Raw genomic sequence first — 14,835 nt, 5'->3', positions numbered from 1 at the left:
GAGGCGGGCCCTCCGCCGTTCGCGTCCGCACCGGCCGGCGCGCGCCCACCGTACGCCTGTGGATCGCGTCACATTGTCCGGACAATGCGACGACCGGGACGCCGGGGCCCGGTTCAGTTCCGTACGAGCAGCTGGAACTCGAAGGAGTACCGCGAGGGCCGGTAGGTGTGCGTTCCGTACTCCACCGCGCGCCCGGTGTCGTCGAAGGTGACCCGCTGCATGGTGAGCAGCGGGGCCCCGGCCTGTTCGCGCAGCCGCTCGGCCTCGACGGCGGTGGCGGCCCGCGCGCCGATGGTCTGACGGGCGCTGTGCAGGGTGATCCCCGCGGCCCGCATCAGCCGGTACAGGCCGGTGGCCTCGAGCTGGCCGGTGTCCAGGTCGAGCAGGCCGGACGGGAGGTAGTTGCACAGGTACGCGATGGGCTCGCCGTGCGCGGAGCGCAGCCGCTCGACGCGGTGCACCTCGCCGCCCTCGGCCACCCCGAGCGCGGCGGCGACCTCGGCGGACGCGGCGACCATGGTGTTGACCAGCACGGTGGTGGTGGGGCGCTGGCCGGCCGACTCCAGGTCGTCGTAGAGGCTGCTCAGCTCCAGCGGGCGCTTCACCTTGCTGTGCACGACCTGGGTGCCGACGCCGCGGCGGCGCACCAGCAGGCCCTTGTCGACGAGCGACTGGATGGCCTGGCGGACGGTCGGCCGGGACAGGCCGAGGCGCGCGGCCAGCTCGATCTCGTTGCCCAGCAGGGTGCCGGGGGTGAGGGTGCCGTGCTCGATGGCGGACTCCAGCTGCTGGGCCAGCTGGAAGTACAACGGCACGGAGGAGCCGCGGTCCACGCTCAGCTCCAGCTGCACGGTCGGGTCCACTTCTGGTTTCGGCACGGAGCGAGCGTATCGGCGTGGGCTGTTGACGGGAAGTCGTGTAGTTCGGTTGTCCGGACATACGCATTGACAGGGAGCGGCGCGAGCCCCACTTTGTTTCCATGCGCATCGGGGTCATCGGTACGGGCCGTATCGGCACCATTCACGCCCACACACTCAGCAGGCACCGCGAGGTCGGGTCCCTCATTCTCACGGACGTCGATCCGGCGCGGGCCCAGGCCCTCGCCCACCGGCTCGGTGAGACGGCGGCGCCGGGGGTGGACGAGATCTACACCTGGGGGGTCGACGCCGTGGTGATCACCACGGCCACGTCCGCCCACGCGGACCTGATCGCGCGGGCGGCGCGCGCGGGTCTGCCGGTCTTCTGCGAGAAGCCCATCGCCCTGGACATCGCGGGCACGTTACAGGCGATCACGGAGGTGGAGACCGCCGGGACGGTCCTTCAGATGGGCTTCCAGCGGCGGTTCGACCGGGGATACACGGGCGCCCGCGAGGCGGTACGGACGGGCAGGCTGGGGCGGCTCCACACGGTGCGCGCGATGACCAGCGACGCCGAGCCGCCGGCCCCCTCCCACCTGGCGCAGTCGGGCGGGCTGTACCGGGACACGCTCATCCACGACTTCGACATCCTGCGCTGGGTGACCGGCCGCGAGGTCGTCGACGTGTACGCCACCGGGTCGGACGCGGGGCCGCCGGTGTTCCGCGAGACGGGCGACGTCGACACGGGCGCGGTGCTGCTCACCCTCGACGACGGCACCCTCGCCACCGTCACCGGGACCCGGATGAACGGCGCCGGCTACGACGTGCGCATGGAGCTCGCCGGGGAGCGCGACCAGATCGTCGTCGGCCTCGACGACCGTACGCCCATCGCGTCCACCGAGCCGACGGGACCGCCCGCGGCGGACAAGCCGTGGACCGGCTTCCTGGAGCGGTTCGGGCCCGCGTACGAGGCCGAACTGGTCGCGTTCGTCGAGGTGGTGCGGGGCGAGCGGCCCAACCCGTGCGACGGCCGTGAGGCCCTGCGGGCGCTGCTGATCGCGGAGGCGTGCGAGCGGTCGCGGCGGGAGCGCAGACCGGTGCGGCCGGCCGAGCTGTTGAGCAGCGCGCAGGAGGCGCTGACGTGAGACGTGGGGGTGTCGGTGACACCCCCTCTTTTTTTCATCGCTTCATGACGAGCGGGTCGTCACCGGGAGGACGGTCCCCTGCGCCACCGCGCACAGGGTCTCCTCGTCGTCCTCCGTCACCGTGAGGAGGTCGCAGCGGGTGACCGCCTGGCGTCTGCCCGCGTGGACGACGGTGGCGCGGGCGCGGAGGGTGCGGCCGGTGGCGGGACGCAGGTACTGGACGGAGAAGCCGCCGGTCAGCACGGACGGGCCGAGGACCGCGCCGGCGGCGAAGGTGAGCGCGTTGTCGGCGGCGTAGGCGAGGACGCCGCCGTGCAGGAAGCCGTTCTGCTGGTGCAGGTCCTCCCGGATGTCGATCTCCAGGGTGGCCCCGCCGTCGCCGAAGGCGGTGATGCGGGCGCCGAGCAGTCTGCTGAAGGGCTGGGCGCCCAGCAGTTGTCGCGCGGCGGCGAGGCCGAGTTCGGGCGCGGGCTCGGGCTGCGGGGGCGTGGTGGGCGTCACGGGGTGTCGGTCTCCTCCAGCAGGCCCGCGTCGTGGGCGAGCAGCGCGATCTGGACACGGTTGTTGAGGTCGAGCTTGGCGAGGATGCGCGAGACGTGCGTCTTGACGGTGGCCACGCTCATGTACAGCTCGGCGGCGATCTCCGCGTTGGCGAGGCCCCGGCCGACGGCCACGGCGACCTCGCGCTCACGGTCGTTGAGGGCGGCGACGCGGTCGCGGGCGCGGGCACGACGGGTGTCGCCGGGGCCCGGGTCGCCGGCGGCGTGGGCCATCAGCTGCCGGGTGACCGCGGGCGACAGCACCGGGTCGCCGGCCGCGACGCGGCGTACCGCGGCCACGATCTCGGCGGGCGGGGTGTCCTTCAGCACGAAGCCGGCCGCGCCCGCGCGGAGGGCGCGCAGGACCTGGTCGTCGGCGTGGAAGGTGGTCAGCACGACGACCTGCGGGGCGTCGTCGCGGCCGCGCAGCGTCTCGGTGGCGGTGAGGCCGTCGACGGAGGGCATGCGGATGTCCATGAGGACGACGTCCGGGTGGGTGCGGTCGACGAGTGCGGTGACCTCGGCGCCGTCGGCGGCCTCTCCAACGATCTCGATGTCGTCGGCGCCGCCCAGCATGAAGGAGAGGCCGGCGCGGACGAGGGGGTCGTCGTCTACGAGGAGCACGCGGATTCTTGTCATGGGCGGTACGTAATCATGCACCCGGGTGCTGTGGCCCAGGGGTGCCAGCGCAGCGCGGCGCGCGCGGGCGCCCCCGAGGGGCGCGGGGAACTGCGCGACCAGCCCCCACGGCCCGCACCCGGCGAACAACAATGCGAAGCCCCCCTGAACCGCAGGCACCGAACTGCAACCGACGTGCGCTGCAAAGGTGCCGCCTGCGCCCACCCGTGCCGCCCCCGCGGCACGACTGCCCGCAGACGGCGGCGCCCCGAAGGGGCGCGGGGAACTGCGCGACCAACCCCAACGGCCCGCACCCCGCGTACGACATGGCGAAGCCCCCCTGAGCCGCAGGCACGGAACTGCAACCGACGCGCACTGCAAAGGTGCCGTGAGGCGCCCCACGTCTAGCGCCACGGCAGCCGTGCCCTCACCTCGAAGCCGCCCCCCGGCGTCCGCCCGTGTTCCAGGGACCCCCCCGCCAGCGTCGCCCGCTCCCTCAGGCCGATCAGGCCCTGGCCCGCGCCGGGAACCGGGGGAACGTCCCCTTCCGGGGGCGGGTTGTGGACCCGCACGGTGAGGTCCTCACCCGGGCCGCCCGTGACGGAGACCGTGACCTCCGTGCCGGGGGCGTGCTTGCGGGCGTTGGTCAGGCCCTCCTGGGCGATGCGGTAGGCGGTGCGCCCGACGGAGGCGGGGACGGAGGCGGCGTCGGCGACCCGCTGGTCCAGGGCGACCTTCATGCCCGCCTGACGGGACTCGGCGACGAGGGTGTCCAGCGCCGCCAGCGTCGGCTGCGGCCGCCCCGCGTCCTCGCTGTCGCCGGCCCGCAGCACCCCGATGATCTCCCGCAGGTCCTGGAGTGCCTCGTGCGCGCTCTCCCGGATCACCCCGGCCGCCCGCGCGATCTCGTCGCGCGGGGCGTCCGGCCGGAACTCCAGCGCGCCCGCGTGCACGCTGAGCAGCGTCAGCCGGTGCGCGAGCACGTCGTGCATCTCCCGCGCGATGGCCTCGCGGGCCAGCCGCTGCGCCTGTTCGGCCCGCAGCCGCGCCTCCGTCTCGGCGCGCCGGGCCCGGTCGCGCAGGCTGAGCATGAGCTGCCGTTTGGACCGGACGAACATGCCCCAGCCGACGACGGCGCCCGTCATGACGACGAAGAGGATGACGACGGCGGCGTACGGCAGGTCGGGGTCGGGGCGCCACCAGAAGTACAGCGGCACCAGCGCCAGCTGCGCGCCGGCCACCCAGGCCACGTACCGGAAGGGCCGGTGCACGGCGAGCGTGAACAGGGCGATGACCGCGACCCCGCCGGAGGTCTCGGAGACGAAGCTGACCGGCACCATGGCGGCGGCCAGGGCGAACGGCCACCGGCGGCGCAGCCAGACCGCGGCACAGGAGAGCGCGCCGAGGACCTGGTCGGCGACGCTCAACGCCCGGGGAAGGTCGGAGTTCTCCAGCGTCTCGGCGCCGAGCAGTCCGATGAGCACCGCGAGCAGGAAGCAGGAGAAGTCGACGACCCAGTCGCGGGCGGTACGCCGGGGGCGGCGGCCGGAGCGGCCGGCGTCGGGGTCCAGCTCGTGGATGAGGGCGGACGGGAAGAACCACCTGGGCCCCGTGTACACGGGCGCGGTCCTCGCCGCCTTGTCATCGGTCACGGTCGACAAATCTATGCAGTGGAGTCCGGGCGCGGCCCCTCCGGGCCGGAATCGTCGACGAAAGTCGCAGGCTCTCAGACTTTCGGCGTCCCGGGCTCGGAAGGCCGTCCACCTCGGTCGGAAAGGCCTCGCCCCGCGGCCGATGTGGGTGGGGGGTCCGCGGGGCGAGAGTCGGGGGCATGAGGAAGCTGCTGGAGATCGTGGGGTTCGTGGCCGTGCTGCAGGGCGTGGCCGGTCTGGTGACGGAGTTCACCGACTGGAACTGGGGCCTGGTGCGGCGGACCGGGTTCTTCGACGGGTACGAGATCTACGCGAGCGTCGCCCTGCTGGTGCTGGGCGTCGCCCTGTTCGCCGTCGCGGAGACCCGGAAGCCCGGCGGGTGAGCCGCCGGGCGGCCAGGAACCGACGGTCGGTCACGAACCGAAGGAACCGACGATCGGTCAGCAGGAGTAGTCGACCAGGTCGAACGAGGCGTAGTGGTCGGCGGTGTAGTAGTCCTCCTGGTTCTCCTCACCGGTCACGATCCGGCGGGCGCCACGGGTGGGGGAACCGGGCGTGATCACCGTGTACTCGTGGTAGTAGCCGGTGTTCTGGTCGGGGAGGATGCCCTCCCTGTTCTGGAAGACCGTGCCGTCCTGCTCGAACGGGAACGGGCCGCCCTGTTCGATCAGGTCGAGGGTGTCGTGCGCCTCGGACGGCAGGTCGCCGTAGCAGATGTCGCCGACCGCCAGGACGGACGGCGCGGCGGACGCGGCGACGGGGCTGGCGGGGGCGGCGTGGGCCGCCGGCGCGGAGAGCGCTCCGCCGCCGCCCAGCAGAAGGACGGACAGGAAGGCTGCTGCGGCCCCGGACCGGGCCGCTCGTGGGGGGAATCGCATACTCCATGATGACGCGCGTAGACACTGGCATGTCAATGTCAAGTACATGGATTTTTCGGTGCGGTCCGATGAGTTTCCCGTGACGTAACACGAGGGTGTGCGGGACCGGGTGACGGCGCGGCAGGTCGACGTCCGATCGCCGCCAGCGCTCTGCCGGGCCGGCGGCTGAGATGGATGTATGACCACACAGACCACGGAGAAGACCCTGCTCGGCCGGGCGGCGCTGGTGACCGGCGGCAGCCGCGGCATCGGCGCCGCGACGGCGTTGCGGCTCGCCCGGGAGGGCGCGGACGTCGCGGTGACGTACGTGAACGGCAAGGAGGCGGCGGAGGAGGTCGTACGGGCCGTCGAGGCGCTGGGGCGCCGCGCGGTGGCCCTGCGCGCGGACGCCGGCGACCCGGACGAGGCGGCCTCCGCGGTGAGCGCGGCCGTGCGGGAGCTGGGCCGGCTGGACGTACTGGTGAACAACGCGGGGATCGGCGCGCTCGGCCCGATGGAGTCCCTCTCCCCCGCCGACGTCGACCGGGTGCTCGCGGTGAACGTGCGCGGCGTCTTCCTGACCACGCGGGCGGCGGCCGCGGTGATGCCGCGCGGGGGCCGGATCGTCACGGTCGGCTCGTGCATGGCGCAGCGGGTGACGGGCCCCGGCGGGACCCTGTACGCGATGAGCAAGGCGGCGCTGGTGGGGCTCACCAAGGCGCTGGCGCGGGAGCTGGGCGAACGCGGGATCACCGCGAACATCGTCCATCCGGGGCCGACCGACACGGAGCTGAATCCGGCCGACGGCCCCTACGCGGCAGGCCAGGCGGCGGCCACCGCGCTGGGCCGGTTCGGCACCTCGGAGGAGGTGGCGGAGACGATCGTCCACCTCGCGGGCGCCGCGTACGTGACGGGCGCGGAGGTGGCGGTGGACGGCGGCCACGCGGCCTGACCGGCCCCGGGCGCCCGTCGGCGGAAGGCGGGCGCCCGCTGCCCGACGGCGGGCGCCCGGCACGGGGTTCAGCCCCCGAGCTCCTGCCTCCGCGCCTCCAGCGCGGCCGTCCCCCGGTCCGTCAGGGTGCCGAAGAGGCGCAGGCGGGAGATGCCGCCGTCGGGGTGGATGTCCACGCGCGCGTGGGTGCCCACCGCGGGGTCCGGGAGGACGAAGCGGTGGTTGGTGTCGGGCTGGAGGCGGGTGCGGGGCAGGATCTCCCGCCAGTCGCCGTCCTCGCCGTCCCGCACGGACACCGACGCCCAGCCGGCGGCGTTGCCCTTGAGGTAGGCGGTGTCGATCTCCAGCGCGCGGACCTGCGACTGGGCGACCAGGCGGTACGTGATCCAGTCGTGGCCGTGGTCGCGGCGCCGCCGGGTCTCCCAGCCGTCGTCCATCTTCTGGGAGCGGCCGGGCCGGATGGTGTTGGCGGCGGGCGAGTAGAAGCGGTCGGAGGCGTCCTCGACGCGGCCGCCGTTCTCCAGGGCGACGACGTCGAAGGTGCCGAGCGCGGTGAGCCAGGCCAGGTCGGGGACGACCTCGCCGTGGACGCGCAGGCGCGCGATGCCGCCGTCGGGGTGCTGGTTGAGGCGCAGGTGGGTGAAGCGCTGTTCGGCGGTGACGGCGAAGCCGTTGGCCGCGTGGCCGCCGATGCGGGTGCGGGGTACCAGCGTCGTCCACTTCACGTCGCCGGAGAGCAGCTCCTCGGGCGACGGGGAGCCGTCGACGGCGGCGCCCTCGACCGAGACCGCCTGCGGGTAGTTGCCGCGGAAGTGGGCGGTGTCGACGACGATGCCGCGGACGACGCCGGGCGTGCCGAGGCGAATCAGCGCCCAGTCGTGGTCGTCGTCTGCGGGCCAGGGGTGGCCGGCCGACACACCGCGCCGCCGCCGGGTCTCCCAGCCGTCCATGATCTTGCCCTTGTGCCCGAAGCGTTCGGGGTCGAAGACGGGGCGGCCGGGCAGCAGGAGGTTCTCACGCTGGGCGAAGAACTCGTCGTTGGCGGCGATGACACCGGCGCCGAGCCGGCGGTCGGCGAGGTCGGCGAGGTGGGTGAAGGGGAAGTCGGCGGTGCGGTAGTCCGCGTACGGGTCGCCGCCGCCGTACGGGCCGGCGTCGCCGGTGAAGGTCTCGATCGCCGTCACGGTGATGTGGTCCTGCCTTTCGTGTGTCGTTTCAGGGCCGGGTGAGCAGACGGCCCTTCGGTGCGGTGAACTCCCCGTCGGACAGGACGCGTTCGCCGCGCAGCCAGGTGGACCTGACGACGCCGTGCAGGGTGCGTCCGGCGTAGGCGGTCACGCGGTTGCGGTGCTGGAGTGCGGCCGGGTCGACGGTGAAGGTCTCGTCGGGGGCGAGGACGGCGAAGTCGGCGTCGTGGCCGGGCGCGATGGCGCCCTTGCGTGCCTCGAGGCCGGCCAGCCGGGCGGTGTGCGTCGACGTCCAGCGGACCACGTCCTCCAGGGTGTGGCCGCGTCTGCGGGCCTCGGTCCAGACGGCCGGGAGGCTGAGCTGGAGGCCGGAGATGCCGCCCCAGGCGGTCGCGAAGTCGTCCGTCTTGAGGTCGGCGGTGGACGGGGAGTGGTCGGTGACGACGCAGTCGACGGTGCCGTCGGCCAGGGCCTGCCAGAGCAGGTCCTGGTTGGCGGCCTCGCGGATGGGCGGGCAGCACTTGAACTCGCTCGCCCCGTCCGGGACTTCCTCGGCGGTGAGGGTGAGGTAGTGGGGGCAGGTCTCGACGGTGACGCGGACGCCGTCCGCCTTGGCCTCGGCGAGCAGCGGCAGCGCGTCGGCGGAGGAGAGGTGGAGGACGTGCACGCGGGCGTCGAACCGCCGGGCCTGTTCGAGGAGTCGCGCGACGGCGGTGTCCTCGGCGCGGCGGGGGCGGGAGGCGAGGAAGTCGGCGTAGCGGGGGCCGCCGCGCTGCGGGGCGCCGGCGAGCTGGTGCGGGTCCTCGGCGTGCACGATCAGCAGGCCGTCGAAGGAGGCGATCTCCCGCAGGGCGCGCGCGAGGTGGTCGTCGTCGAGGTGGGGGAACTCGTCGACGCCGGACGGCGACAGGAACGCCTTGAAGCCGAAGACCCCCGCCTCGTGCAGCGGGCGCAGGTCGGCCCCGTTGTCGGGGAGGGCGCCGCCCCAGAAGCCGACGTCGACGTGCGCCTTGTCGGCGGCGGTCTTCCGCTTGACGCGCAGGTGGTCGACGGTCGTGGTGGGCGGGAGGGAGTTGAGCGGCATGTCGACCAGCGTGGTGATGCCGCCGGCGGCGGCCGCGCGGGTGGCGGTCCAGAAGCCCTCCCACTCGGTGCGGCCGGGGTCGTTCACGTGCACGTGGGTGTCGACGAGACCGGGCAGCAGCACGTCGTCCCCGAGGTCCTCCAGGCGGGCGCCGTCGGGGACGGGCGCGTCGTGCTGCAGGACGGCCGTGACGGTGCCGCCGGCCACGGCGACGGACGCGGCGCGCGTCCCCTCGGGGGTGACGACGCGGGTCGAGCGCAGCACCAGTTGGACGTCGGGCACCCGGAGCCTCCTGCAGGTCCGCCGGAAAATTCAACGTTCTGTTGAAGGAGTGTTGCCCCCGGACCTCACCGCGTCAAGGGTGCTCCCGCCGTCACCGCGGCGCGAGCGCGAAGTCTGGACGTTTCCACAAGGCGGAATTACCATTCCGTCACACAGAACGTAGCTCCGCACAAGCGGGCCGCCGACCGGCCGCCGGGTAGGCTTCTGACCTCCTGCCAGCCCCGAAAGGAACCGCGCCGTGCCGACGTCCAGCGCCAGCACCACCGACTCCGCCCGGCCCGCCGCCAGTGGCGGCGTGCAGTCCCTCGAGCGCGCCTTCGACCTGCTGGAGCGGATGGCGGACGCGGGCGGCGAGGTCGGCCTGAGCGAGCTGTCCGCCAGCAGCGGTCTGCCGCTGCCGACGATCCACCGCCTGATGCGCACGCTGGTCGCCTGCGGCTACGTGCGCCAGCAGCCCAACCGGCGGTACGCGCTCGGCCCGCGCCTGATCCGCCTCGGCGAGTCGGCCTCCCGGCTGCTGGGCACCTGGGCGCGGCCGTATCTGGCGCGGCTGGTGGAGGAGACCGGCGAGACGGCGAACATGGCCCTGCTGGACGGGGACGAGATCGTGTACGTGGCGCAGGTGCCGTCGAAGCACTCGATGCGGATGTTCACCGAGGTCGGCCGGCGGGTGCTGCCGCACTCCACGGGCGTCGGCAAGGCGCTGCTGGCCGGGTTCCCGCCGGAGGATGTGCGGGCGCTGCTGGGCCGTACGGGCATGCCCGCGGCCACGGACAAGACCATCACCACGCCCGAGGGTTTCCTTGCCGCGCTGGAGGAGGTGCGCCGGCAGGGCTACGCCATCGACGACAACGAGCAGGAGATCGGCGTGCGCTGCCTGGCGGTCCCGGTGCCGGACGCGCCCACGGCGGCGGCCGTCTCCATCTCGGGCCCGGCGGGCCGCGTCACGGAGTCGGCGACGGAGCGGATCGTGCCGGTGCTGCAGGAGATCGCGCGCGAGCTGTCGGAGGCGCTGGCGAACCCGGGAGGTCCGGCCGCCTGAGGCCTCCGGCGGCCGTGTCGGGTGCGGGGCGAACCGCGACCGCCGCGAGGCCGGGGCGCCCGCACCGTCCTTCCCCGGCCCGAGGCACCTCGCGCTCACCCCGCGTCGGAGGCGCGCCGCACGGATCACCCGCCGGACCCACGCCCCGAACGTCCGTACGTCACGCCCGGGGTGACGTCCCGAAGAGGTCGACCGCCTCACGGAGTTGACGCAGCCCGTCCCCCAGCGCGCTCACCGAGCCGATGGCTCCCGCGACGAGCAGCAGGGAGCGGCGCAGCATCGGGATGTCGGGGTGGTCGGCGGCGGCCAGTCCGGCCAGCGTGGCGAGCGCCTCCTCCGCGATGCTCCGGTCCAGGAACTCCGCACGGTGTGCGGCCAGTTGGCGGCGTAACCGGGCCACTGCGGAGCGCAGCTCCGCCACCCGCGGATCCACCTGACTGCCGGGCACACACCTCTGGTCCACGCCTCGCAACACGGTCCTCCCCCTGGCAGGTCGTCGTGCGCCTCCCCTGACCGGCCCGACGCGCCCCCGCGGACCGGTGCGCGCCAGTAAACGCCACCCCGGGGCCTTTGCGCCAGTCCGCTGCGTCATCGACTTGTTCCACAGCGTGACACCGTGGCCCGAGGCACCCTTCCGCCGGGCGCCCGGACGGGCGGCCTCGGGTGGGGTATGCAGGACCCATGACGGACGACGAGAACCGGGTGGCCGGCCTGTTGCTGGCGGCCGGCGGCGGACGCCGCCTCGGCGGGCGCCCCAAGGCCCTGCTCCCCCACCGCGGGCGGCTCCTGGTGGAGCACGCGGCGGAAGCGCTGCGCGCGGGCGGCTGCGCGAGCGTGCACGTGGTGCTGGGGGCGCGCGCCGAGGAGGTGCGCGCCCGCGCCGAACTGCCGGACTGCCTGCTCGTGGACAACCCGGACTGGGAGCGCGGCATGGGCACGTCCCTGCGGGCAGGCCTCGACGCGCTCGCCGGTACGGGTGCACGGGCCGCGCTGGTGCTGCTGGTGGACCAGCCGGGGATCGGACCGGAGGCGGTGGCCCGGGTGCGGCGCGCGTACCGGTCGCCGCGCTCGCTGGTCTCGGCGGCGTACGACGGCGTCCGCGGCCATCCGGTGCTGTTCGGGGCCGCCCACTGGGCGGGGATCGCCGCGACGGCCACCGGCGACCGGGGCGCCCGCGCCTATCTCAAGGAACACGCGGACGCCGTGGAACGGGTCGAGTGCGGCGATGTCGCGGAGGCGTACGACATCGACACGGAGGCGGATCTGGCCCACCTCGAATGAGGACTCTCGACATCAACAAAACATTGAACTTCCACCATGAGGAAACTACTATCCACTGATCAGAAGCCCTGTGCCCGGCGCAGCGGCCTCTCCCGCCCTACCCGGGTCGCCCGGCACCCGGTGCCCCCCGCACGCCGAAGGAAGTGACAGCTGATGTCCGCACCAGCGCCGTCCCCGCTGGCCATCGTCGACGCCGAGCCCCTGCCCCGGCAGGAGGAGGTCCTTTCCGAGACGGCCCTCGCCTTCCTGGCGGAGCTGCACCGCCGGTTCACGCCCCGGCGTGACGAGCTGCTCGCCCGGCGCGCGGAGCGCCGCGCTGAGATCGCCCGCACCTCCACCCTCGCCTTCCTCCCGGAGACGGCGGACATCCGCGCCGACGACTCCTGGAAGGTCGCCCCGGCCCCGCCGGCCCTGGAGGACCGCCGCGTCGAGATCACCGGCCCCACCGACCGCAAGATGACCATCAACGCGCTCAACTCCGGTGCGAAGGTGTGGCTCGCGGACTTCGAGGACGCGTCCGCGCCCACCTGGGAGAACGTGGTCACCGGCCAGCTCAACCTGATCGACGCGTACACCCGCCGCATCGACTTCACCGACGAGCGCACGGGCAAGACGTACGCCCTGCGGTCGGACGAGGAGCTGGCGACGGTCGTCATGCGCCCGCGCGGCTGGCACCTGGACGAGCGCCACCTCACCGGCCCCGACGGCACCCCGGTGCCCGGCGCGCTGGTCGACTTCGGCCTGTACTTCTTCCACAACGCCAAGCGGCTGCTCGACCTCGGCAAGGGACCGTACTTCTACCTGCCGAAGACGGAGTCGCACCTCGAGGCGCGGCTGTGGAACGACGTGTTCGTGTTCGCGCAGGACCACCTGGGCATCCCGCAGGGCACCGTCCGCGCCACGGTCCTGATCGAGACGATCACCGCCGCGTACGAGATGGAGGAGATCCTCTACGAGCTGCGCGACCACGCCTCCGGCCTGAACGCGGGCCGCTGGGACTACCTGTTCTCCATCGTCAAGAACTTCCGTGACGGCGGGGCGAAGTTCGTGCTGCCGGACCGCAACGCGGTGACGATGACCGCCCCGTTCATGCGGGCGTACACCGAACTCCTCGTCCGCACCTGCCACAAGCGCGGCGCGCACGCGATCGGCGGCATGGCGGCGTTCATCCCGTCCCGCCGGGACGAGGAGGTCAACAAGGTCGCCTTCGAGAAGGTGAAGGCGGACAAGGACCGCGAGGCGGACGACGGCTTCGACGGTTCCTGGGTCGCCCACCCGGACCTGGTGCCGATCGCGATGGAGTCCTTCGACCGGGTGCTCGGCGACCGGCCGAACCAGAAGGACCGGTTGCGTGAGGACGTCGACGTCAAGGCCGAGGACCTGATCGCGATCGACTCGCTCGACGCGAAGCCCACGTACGCGGGTCTCGTCAACGCCGTGCAGGTCGGCGTCCGTTACATCGAGGCGTGGCTGCGGGGCCTCGGCGCGGTGGCCATCTTCAACCTGATGGAGGACGCGGCCACCGCGGAGATCTCCCGCTCCCAGATCTGGCAGTGGATCAACGCGGGCGTGGTGCTCGACAACGGCGAGCGGGTCACGGCCGAGCTGGCCCGCAAGGTCGCCGCCGAGGAGCTGGCGAACATCCGCGCGGAGATCGGCGACGAGGCGTTCACGGCGGGCAACTGGCAGCAGGCGCACGACCTGCTGCTGAAGGTAGCCCTCGACGAGGACTACGCGGACTTCCTGACGCTGCCGGCGTACGAGCAGCTCAAGGGCTGACGCGCCTCAAAACTGCTGAGCAGGTTCACTTCTCCGAGTGGCCCAGGGTCTTCCCCGGGGCCACTCGGTCGCGTACGGCCTGCTTCACCGCCGTCGGCTCCGGGAAGCCCTGTTCGCGCCGGTCCCAGACGACCTCGTCGCCGACCCGGACGACGAACACGCCGCCGGTGCCGGGCTTGAGCGCCAGCTCGGTCAGCTCCTGCTCGAAGGTCGTCAGCAGCTCCTGCGCCAGCCAGGCCGCCCGGGGCAGCCAGCGGCACCGGGTGCAGTACTCGATCTCCACGCGCCGCGCGCCGGTCGTCATCGCAGGTGCACCGTCCCGTCCTGTTCCACCGCCGGCCGGCCGTGCAGGTCGGGCACCTGCTTGAGCCAGGCCGGGCGGCCCCGCTGTGTCCGTGCCGCGCGGAGGGCGTTCTCCGCGGCGATCTGGTCGGCCGTGGGGAAGTCGAGGGGCAGCCACGCGCCGGACGCCCGTGCCCGCGCGTGCAGGTGGTCCACGTACGCGGCGCGGACCGCCTCGGGCGAGGCGAACCCGGGCTCGCCGTCCAGCCAGGCATCGGGCACCTCGTCCACGATCGACCGCAGCAGCTCCTCCGTCACCCGGGGCGCCAGCTCCGCGTCGGCGGCGCGCACGTCGGGCCCGTACCGGCCGAGGGCGTGGTGGCGGAAGTCGTACGCCTTCGTGGGGTCGCCGGCGTCCCAGCGGTGGTGGAAGACGAGCGCGGCGCCGTGGTCGATCAGCCACAGCCGGGGCGGGGCGACGCCGAGGGTCGGCCACAGCAGCAGGTTGGAGCTGTGCACGGTGCGGTCGACGTTCGCGGTGAGCGCGTCGAGCCACACGATCCGCCCGGCCTCCAGGGGATCGACGGTGAACGTCTCGGCCGCCTCGGGGGTGAAGTCCCGGGCCCCCGGCAAGTGGTCCATGCCGAGGTTGATCCCGGCGCTGGCGGTGTGCAGGTCGCGCACCTCCTGGTGGGGCTCGTCCTCGGCGATCGCCGGGTCGAAGCGCACCAGCACCAGTTCCGGGAAGCGCAGGCCGAGCGCCCGCGCCAGCTCGCCGACGATCACCTCGGCGACCAGCGCCTTGCGGCCCTGCGCGGAGCCGGTGAACTTGACGACGTAGGTGCCCAGGTCGTCCGCCTCGACGACGCCCGGCACGGAGCCCCCGGAGTGCAAGGGCTGGACGTAACGGGTGGCGGTGACCTGCTTCAGCATGCTGTGGGCCACCCCATCCTCGTACGACGTCGGACAGGAATCCTAACCGCGCGCGGAGGGGCGGCGGCGGGGACGGTCAGGCGTGCGGACCTGCCTCCTTACGGCGTTCCTGCGTCCGCCGCTCTCCCTGCCCGGGGCGGCGGAGGGTGTCCGCCGGGACCATTTCGGGGACGTAGTCGGCGCAGTCGGGGTTGTGGCAGGGGCCGGCCCGCCATTGCGGGACGTTGATGCCGAAGGTCTTGTGCCGGGTGACGACGGTCTCCACCGGCCTGCCGCACGAGGCGCACAACAGCTCGGTGGGCCGGGTCCCGTCGCGCTTGCGGTCGCTGCTCATACCCCCACTTT

The 14,835-nt window shown here is 73.3% G+C and carries 17 protein-coding genes; 6 read left to right on the top strand and 11 right to left on the bottom strand.

Annotated features, from left to right (window positions below; translation table 11 throughout):
* Positions 1 to 113 precede the first annotated feature (113 nt).
* A complete protein-coding gene (locus tag ACQZOG_RS25165) occupies positions 114 to 851 on the bottom strand; it encodes a GntR family transcriptional regulator (protein ID WP_430741895.1) in 738 nt (245 codons plus the stop codon).
* Between the two features lie 128 nt (positions 852 to 979).
* Here ACQZOG_RS25165 and ACQZOG_RS25160 point away from each other — a divergent pair, with 128 nt between their 5' ends.
* The gene (locus ACQZOG_RS25160; RefSeq protein WP_033273829.1) at positions 980 to 2,002 is read left to right on the top strand and encodes a Gfo/Idh/MocA family protein; all 1,023 of its coding nucleotides are present in this window, start codon (positions 980 to 982) and stop codon (positions 2,000 to 2,002) included.
* A 42-nt stretch (positions 2,003 to 2,044) separates the two neighbouring features.
* On the opposite strand, the gene ACQZOG_RS25155 is transcribed toward ACQZOG_RS25160, so the two are convergent.
* The 3 genes from ACQZOG_RS25155 to ACQZOG_RS25145 form a co-directional block, all read right to left on the bottom strand.
* The gene (locus ACQZOG_RS25155) at positions 2,045 to 2,503 is read right to left on the bottom strand and encodes a PaaI family thioesterase (RefSeq protein WP_051724417.1); all 459 of its coding nucleotides are present in this window, start codon (positions 2,501 to 2,503) and stop codon (positions 2,045 to 2,047) included.
* Positions 2,500 to 3,180: a response regulator transcription factor gene (locus ACQZOG_RS25150; RefSeq protein WP_037642484.1), complete on the bottom strand. Its 681-nt coding sequence runs from the start codon at positions 3,178 to 3,180 to the stop codon at positions 2,500 to 2,502. The genes ACQZOG_RS25155 and ACQZOG_RS25150 overlap by 4 nt, the downstream gene beginning before the upstream one ends.
* Positions 3,181 to 3,563: 383 nt before the next feature.
* Positions 3,564 to 4,811: a sensor histidine kinase gene (locus tag ACQZOG_RS25145; RefSeq protein ID WP_359495744.1), complete on the bottom strand. Its 1,248-nt coding sequence runs from the start codon at positions 4,809 to 4,811 to the stop codon at positions 3,564 to 3,566.
* A 179-nt stretch (positions 4,812 to 4,990) separates the two neighbouring features.
* On the opposite strand from ACQZOG_RS25145, the gene ACQZOG_RS25140 reads away from it, so the two are divergent.
* Positions 4,991 to 5,194, top strand: coding sequence for a hypothetical protein (locus ACQZOG_RS25140; protein ID WP_033273831.1), 204 nt, complete (start codon positions 4,991 to 4,993; stop codon positions 5,192 to 5,194).
* Between the two features lie 57 nt (positions 5,195 to 5,251).
* Here the strand turns inward: ACQZOG_RS25140 and ACQZOG_RS25135 are convergent, their stop codons facing one another.
* The gene (locus tag ACQZOG_RS25135; protein WP_037642483.1) at positions 5,252 to 5,689 is read right to left on the bottom strand and encodes a ribonuclease domain-containing protein; all 438 of its coding nucleotides are present in this window, start codon (positions 5,687 to 5,689) and stop codon (positions 5,252 to 5,254) included.
* Between the two features lie 178 nt (positions 5,690 to 5,867).
* Here ACQZOG_RS25135 and ACQZOG_RS25130 point away from each other — a divergent pair, with 178 nt between their 5' ends.
* Entirely contained in the window at positions 5,868 to 6,620 is a 753-nt protein-coding gene (locus ACQZOG_RS25130; RefSeq protein ID WP_430741824.1) for an SDR family NAD(P)-dependent oxidoreductase, read from the top strand.
* Between the two features lie 68 nt (positions 6,621 to 6,688).
* Here ACQZOG_RS25130 and alc read toward each other — a convergent pair whose 3' ends face one another.
* Positions 6,689 to 7,804: an allantoicase gene (gene alc / locus ACQZOG_RS25125; RefSeq protein ID WP_430741823.1), complete on the bottom strand. Its 1,116-nt coding sequence runs from the start codon at positions 7,802 to 7,804 to the stop codon at positions 6,689 to 6,691.
* Between the two features lie 31 nt (positions 7,805 to 7,835).
* Complete coding sequence (gene allB / locus ACQZOG_RS25120; protein WP_430741822.1) at positions 7,836 to 9,173, bottom strand: allantoinase AllB; 1,338 nt, start codon at positions 9,171 to 9,173, stop codon at positions 7,836 to 7,838.
* Positions 9,174 to 9,411: 238 nt separating this feature from the next.
* On the opposite strand from allB, the gene ACQZOG_RS25115 reads away from it, so the two are divergent.
* Positions 9,412 to 10,215, top strand: a complete 804-nt coding sequence (locus ACQZOG_RS25115; RefSeq protein ID WP_430741821.1) for an IclR family transcriptional regulator — start codon at positions 9,412 to 9,414, stop codon at positions 10,213 to 10,215.
* Positions 10,216 to 10,375: 160 nt separating this feature from the next.
* Here the strand turns inward: ACQZOG_RS25115 and ACQZOG_RS25110 are convergent, their stop codons facing one another.
* On the bottom strand, positions 10,376 to 10,690 hold the full coding sequence (locus tag ACQZOG_RS25110) for a DUF5955 family protein (RefSeq protein WP_058917272.1): 315 nt from the start codon (positions 10,688 to 10,690) through the stop codon (positions 10,376 to 10,378).
* 206 nt (positions 10,691 to 10,896) lie between these two features.
* Between ACQZOG_RS25110 and ACQZOG_RS25105 the strand changes: the two genes are divergently transcribed.
* Positions 10,897 to 11,496 carry a nucleotidyltransferase family protein gene (locus ACQZOG_RS25105; RefSeq protein WP_354793674.1) on the top strand — a complete coding sequence of 200 codons (600 nt, stop codon included), beginning with the start codon at positions 10,897 to 10,899 and terminating at the stop codon, positions 11,494 to 11,496.
* 153 nt (positions 11,497 to 11,649) lie between these two features.
* Positions 11,650 to 13,275, top strand: coding sequence for a malate synthase A (gene aceB / locus ACQZOG_RS25100; RefSeq protein ID WP_354793672.1), 1,626 nt, complete (start codon positions 11,650 to 11,652; stop codon positions 13,273 to 13,275).
* A gap of 25 nt (positions 13,276 to 13,300) precedes the next feature.
* Here aceB and ACQZOG_RS25095 read toward each other — a convergent pair whose 3' ends face one another.
* The 3 genes from ACQZOG_RS25095 to ACQZOG_RS25085 all read right to left on the bottom strand — a co-directional run bounded on the left by ACQZOG_RS25095 (position 13,301) and on the right by ACQZOG_RS25085 (position 14,824).
* A complete protein-coding gene (locus ACQZOG_RS25095) occupies positions 13,301 to 13,579 on the bottom strand; it encodes a SelT/SelW/SelH family protein (protein WP_037642474.1) in 279 nt (92 codons plus the stop codon).
* The gene (locus ACQZOG_RS25090; RefSeq protein ID WP_354793742.1) at positions 13,576 to 14,490 is read right to left on the bottom strand and encodes a HipA family kinase; all 915 of its coding nucleotides are present in this window, start codon (positions 14,488 to 14,490) and stop codon (positions 13,576 to 13,578) included. The genes ACQZOG_RS25095 and ACQZOG_RS25090 overlap by 4 nt, the downstream gene beginning before the upstream one ends.
* Positions 14,491 to 14,566: 76 nt before the next feature.
* Positions 14,567 to 14,824, bottom strand: coding sequence for a hypothetical protein (locus ACQZOG_RS25085; RefSeq protein WP_354793670.1), 258 nt, complete (start codon positions 14,822 to 14,824; stop codon positions 14,567 to 14,569).
* Positions 14,825 to 14,835: the final 11 nt, after the last annotated feature.

Source organism: Streptomyces sp. P13-3-3 (genome assembly GCF_050571355.1).
Classification (GTDB): Bacteria; Actinomycetota; Actinomycetes; order Streptomycetales; family Streptomycetaceae; genus Streptomyces; species Streptomyces althioticus.
The sequence above is the reverse complement of the archived record's forward strand: the minus strand, read 5'-3'. Positions and strand labels throughout refer to the sequence as shown.

Coding starts and splice junctions, on each gene's coding strand:
- ACQZOG_RS25095 (WP_037642474.1), bottom strand. CDS start 13,579: ATGACGACCGGCGCGCGGCGCGTGGAGATCGAGTACTGCACCCGGTGC.
- ACQZOG_RS25085 (WP_354793670.1), bottom strand. CDS start 14,824: ATGAGCAGCGACCGCAAGCGCGACGGGACCCGGCCCACCGAGCTGTTG.
- ACQZOG_RS25160 (WP_033273829.1), top strand. CDS start 980: ATGCGCATCGGGGTCATCGGTACGGGCCGTATCGGCACCATTCACGCC.
- ACQZOG_RS25130 (WP_430741824.1), top strand. CDS start 5,868: ATGACCACACAGACCACGGAGAAGACCCTGCTCGGCCGGGCGGCGCTG.
- ACQZOG_RS25105 (WP_354793674.1), top strand. CDS start 10,897: ATGACGGACGACGAGAACCGGGTGGCCGGCCTGTTGCTGGCGGCCGGC.
- aceB (WP_354793672.1), top strand. CDS start 11,650: ATGTCCGCACCAGCGCCGTCCCCGCTGGCCATCGTCGACGCCGAGCCC.
- ACQZOG_RS25150 (WP_037642484.1), bottom strand. CDS start 3,180: ATGACAAGAATCCGCGTGCTCCTCGTAGACGACGACCCCCTCGTCCGC.
- ACQZOG_RS25135 (WP_037642483.1), bottom strand. CDS start 5,689: ATGCGATTCCCCCCACGAGCGGCCCGGTCCGGGGCCGCAGCAGCCTTC.
- ACQZOG_RS25140 (WP_033273831.1), top strand. CDS start 4,991: ATGAGGAAGCTGCTGGAGATCGTGGGGTTCGTGGCCGTGCTGCAGGGC.
- ACQZOG_RS25090 (WP_354793742.1), bottom strand. CDS start 14,490: ATGCTGAAGCAGGTCACCGCCACCCGTTACGTCCAGCCCTTGCACTCC.